Consider the following 3,537-nt stretch of genomic DNA (forward strand, 5'->3'; position numbering starts at 1 on the left):
GATGTTCGCGTACCTGCCCGAACGCTTCAAACCCGCCATCACCGAGCACGCCCACCTCATCGACCTGCTGGAATCCCGCGACCAGGCCGCGATCGAGCAGTACGCCCGCTGGCACAAGATGCAAACCGTCGCGGCCTACCGCGCCACCCGCGAACCGTAACCCCCGCCGGCTGAGACGGCTGGCCCGCTCGAACGCCGCCCGGATCCGTCCGGCCACGCGGACCGGATCGCTGAACAGCTCCTGCCAGGTGAAGTGGACGACCTCGTACCCCTCCTCGCGCAGCAGGCGGTCCCTCTTAAGTTCGGCGATAGCCCTTTCGCCGCCGTCGTACTTGAGCAGCCCGTCGGATTCGGCAATCACGTTGTATCGGCGCCAGAAGAAATCAACCCGTGCGATCACGGTGCGATCGCGGCCAGAGATGTGCACCTGAAGCTCCGGGGCCGGCAACCCCTGCTCACGGAAAACGACCCGCGCACACGACTCGAGCACCGATTCGGCCAGGCCGGTCGCGAACTCAACCACCCGCCGCGATCGCGAAATCCCGGGCCACCGATCACATCGCAGAAGCACCCGGCGTAGCTCCGTCTTCGACGTATGCCGCTCATACAGCGCCGAGTCGGTCACTACGACGCCTTCCATGAAACTGGCCGTCCGTGCGATATCAACAACGGTGCGCGCCGCCGTGGTCGCAGGTACGCCGTACAGCGTGGTCAGGTGCTCGCTCGGCAGCTCCGCCATGTGGCAGACGACCCCGGTCCTGGCGTAGTAGCTAACGCGCGTTCCGGGCGGAACGGTGAGCATCACGGTTCCCGGTGACTGTGGGTTCAGGAGGTTCAGCCCCAGCAGCTGGGCCGCGGAGTGGTGGCTGGCTACTCCTTTGCCGGTCCTGGTGTCCGTGACCGCGACGACGTAAAGAGCATGCCGTAAGCCGGGGTCGGTCTCAGCCCGGGCCATGACGTTGCTGGTTGCGTAGACCCCGCGGCGTATCTTGACCAGATGGCCCGACACGGTAAGGGAGTGCAGCTGCCGCGCCGAAAGCCCGGCTGCCCGCCACCGAGCCGTAGTCCCTATATCTATCTTGCGCAACGCATCCGAAAAATCACTATCAGTCACGAAACAATCATCCCTCGACCGCTGCTGCCGCGCCACTAGGGACCGCCCCACGACTTAGGGGCAGAAAATTACGCCAAATTGATGATAACAGCAAGAAGAGTGTGACTTTCTGTCCCTAAGTCGCCGGGAAGCGGGGAGACGGGGGCGGGGACGGCGCTAGCCGAAGGCGGTTCCGGGCGTGCGGCGGCGCCGGTCCGCGAATTCCGGGCCTAAGGTCCATGCCAGGATTAGGGCAAAGAAAGACCGTTCCGGCGGGCGGACTAATTGCCGCCCGCCGGAACGGCGGATTTTACCTAAGCGAGCCAGGCTCGCCGCGTGAGCCAGGTCACGTTTCGGCCGGCTATGCCGTCCGGAGGCGGGCCAGCGCGCGGACGCGGCGGGTGACGATCAGGCCCCGCAGGCTGACGGGCAGGCGGCGCTGCCGCGCCGGGCGGGCGGCGCGCACGGTCCTGGCGTGCTCGGCTGCCAGCAGCCGGTCGGCGACGGTGGTCTTGGCGATCTGGTGGTACATGCTGCTGTTCATTTCGATCTCCCCACTCCGTGTTATCCCCTTTGATATGAGGATGCGGCAGGCCGATTAACTGCTTCTTTACTAGCGATGTACGAAGATCATTAACTAGTGATGTAGCGGGAATGCCGGCGTAGTCGCAGGTGGGAGTGGGAGACGCCACCATACGTTCGGACAAATTTCTTCGAATTGACTCGTGGAGTCACTTCCGCGGCGGAGACATTTATGTTACCGTCCAGTAACGTGACAGATGTTAAGCCGGCGTTCTCGCTGGAGCTCAGCCGGGACCTGCGCGAGATGCGCGACTGGGTGCACGAATTCGCGGCGTCGGTGATCCGGCCCGCGGCTGCCGACTGGGACGAGCGGGAGCAGACCCCGTGGCCGATCCTGCAGGAGGCGGCCAAGATCGGGCTGTATTCGCTCGACTTCTTCGCGACGCAGTTCTTCGAGGAATCCGGGCTTGGCATCCCGGTGGCGTACGAGGAGCTGTTCTGGGGGGATGCGGGCATCGGATTGTCCCTTGTCGGAAGTACTCTCGCCGCCGTGTCGGTCACGGCTACCGGGACGCCTGAGCAGATCGGCGAGTGGTGCCCGCAGATGTTCGGGGACGCGTCCGACGTGAAACTCGGGGCATTCTGTTCCTCGGAGCCCGGCGCAGGCAGCGACGTGGCCGCGATCCGGACCAGGGCCGTCTACGACGAGGCCGCCGACGAGTGGGTCATCAACGGCGTGAAGACCTGGGCCACCAACGGCGGCATTGCCAATGTGCACGTGGTGGTGGCGTCCGTTGATCCGGAACTGGGCTCACGGGGGCAGGCCAGTTTCATCGTGCCGCCGGGCACGCCGGGCCTTTCCATGGGGCAGAAGTTTCGTAAGCACGGCATCCGGGCGTCGCATACCGCCGAGGTGGTTTTGGACGACGTCCGCGTCCCGGGACGTTGTCTGGTGGGTACCAGGGAAAGGCTCGAGGAAAGACTGGCCCGGGTCCGGGAGGGCCAGCCCGGTGGCGAGCAAGCGGCGATGAAGACGTTCGAGGCGTCCCGGCCGTCGGTCGCGGCGATGGCCGTCGGCGTCGCCCGCGCGGCGGTGGAGTTCGCGGCGGAGTACTCCAGGGAGCGGACCCAGTTCGGCAGGCCGATCGGGCAGAACCAGGGGGTCGCCTTTCAGCTCGCCGACATGCAGGCGGCGGTCGACGCGGCACGGCTGCTCACCTGGCGCGCGGCCTGGATGGCCCGCCAGGGCAAGCCGTTCCAGCACGCCGAGGGCTCGATGTCCAAGCTAGTGGCGGGGGAGACCGCGGTCCGCGTGACGGAGCAGGCGATCCAGATCCTCGGCGGCAACGGCTACACCCGCGAGTACCCGGTCGAGCGCTGGCACCGCGACGCCAAGATCTTCACGATTTTTGAGGGAACGAGCGAAATTCAGCGGATGCTGATCGGGCGTGCCGTGACCGGATTGGACGTCCGGTAGCGCTGACCTGCTTCTTGATGTCCTCGGTGATCTGGTTCGGGCTCGGCCGGGGCCGTCGGCTGTGCGGCTCAAGAGCCGTGGCCTGCCCCTCCTCGAGCGCCGTCGCCGGATCGCGTAGAGGGTCTTCCGCGGAGGTGGCGTGCTCGAGGCAGAACGTGCTCACCGCGTCCCGCGGCGCATCCGGTGGCCACTGCGCGATGATACGCGTGCGTTCCTGAGCTTGCGCGTTGGCGTCAGGAACGGAGGGTGCGCAGGCCGGTGCGGATTTCGCTGACCAGGATCTCGGGCTGTTCCAGGGCCGCGAAGTGCCCGCCCTTGCCGGCCTCGCCGTAGTGGATCAGATTGCTGTAGGTGTCTTCGATCCAGCTTCGTGGCAGGCGTGGGATGTCCCTCGGGAAGACGGTCACCGCGACCGGAAGCGTCAGCTTCGGGCCGGCGAAAGTGC

Annotated in this window: 3 protein-coding genes and 2 pseudogenes; 1 reads left to right on the forward strand and 4 read right to left on the reverse strand. The window is 66.1% G+C overall.

What is annotated here, in order from left to right:
• The 3 genes and pseudogenes from WA805_RS15085 to WA805_RS15095 all read right to left on the reverse strand — a co-directional run.
• The coding region (locus tag WA805_RS15085; protein WP_425242632.1) for a DUF559 domain-containing protein at positions 1-739 on the reverse strand (739 nt) is incomplete at its 3' end.
• 240 nt (positions 740-979) lie between these two features.
• A pseudogene (locus WA805_RS15090) lies at positions 980-1,165 on the reverse strand (hypothetical protein); the annotation flags it as partial.
• Positions 1,166-1,454: 289 nt separating this feature from the next.
• The gene (locus WA805_RS15095; protein WP_422277347.1) at positions 1,455-1,637 is read right to left on the reverse strand and encodes a hypothetical protein; all 183 of its coding nucleotides are present in this window, start codon (positions 1,635-1,637) and stop codon (positions 1,455-1,457) included.
• 210 nt (positions 1,638-1,847) lie between these two features.
• Between WA805_RS15095 and WA805_RS15100 the strand changes: the two genes are divergently transcribed.
• On the forward strand, positions 1,848-3,092 hold the full coding sequence (locus WA805_RS15100) for an acyl-CoA dehydrogenase family protein (protein WP_425242631.1): 1,245 nt from the start codon (positions 1,848-1,850) through the stop codon (positions 3,090-3,092).
• A 233-nt stretch (positions 3,093-3,325) separates the two neighbouring features.
• Here WA805_RS15100 and WA805_RS15105 read toward each other — a convergent pair.
• Positions 3,326-3,537 (reverse strand): annotated as a pseudogene (locus WA805_RS15105) (epoxide hydrolase); the annotation flags it as partial.

The sequence above is a fragment of the Trebonia sp. genome, from assembly GCF_049794275.1.
Taxonomy (GTDB): Bacteria; Actinomycetota; Actinomycetes; order Streptosporangiales; family Streptosporangiaceae; genus Trebonia.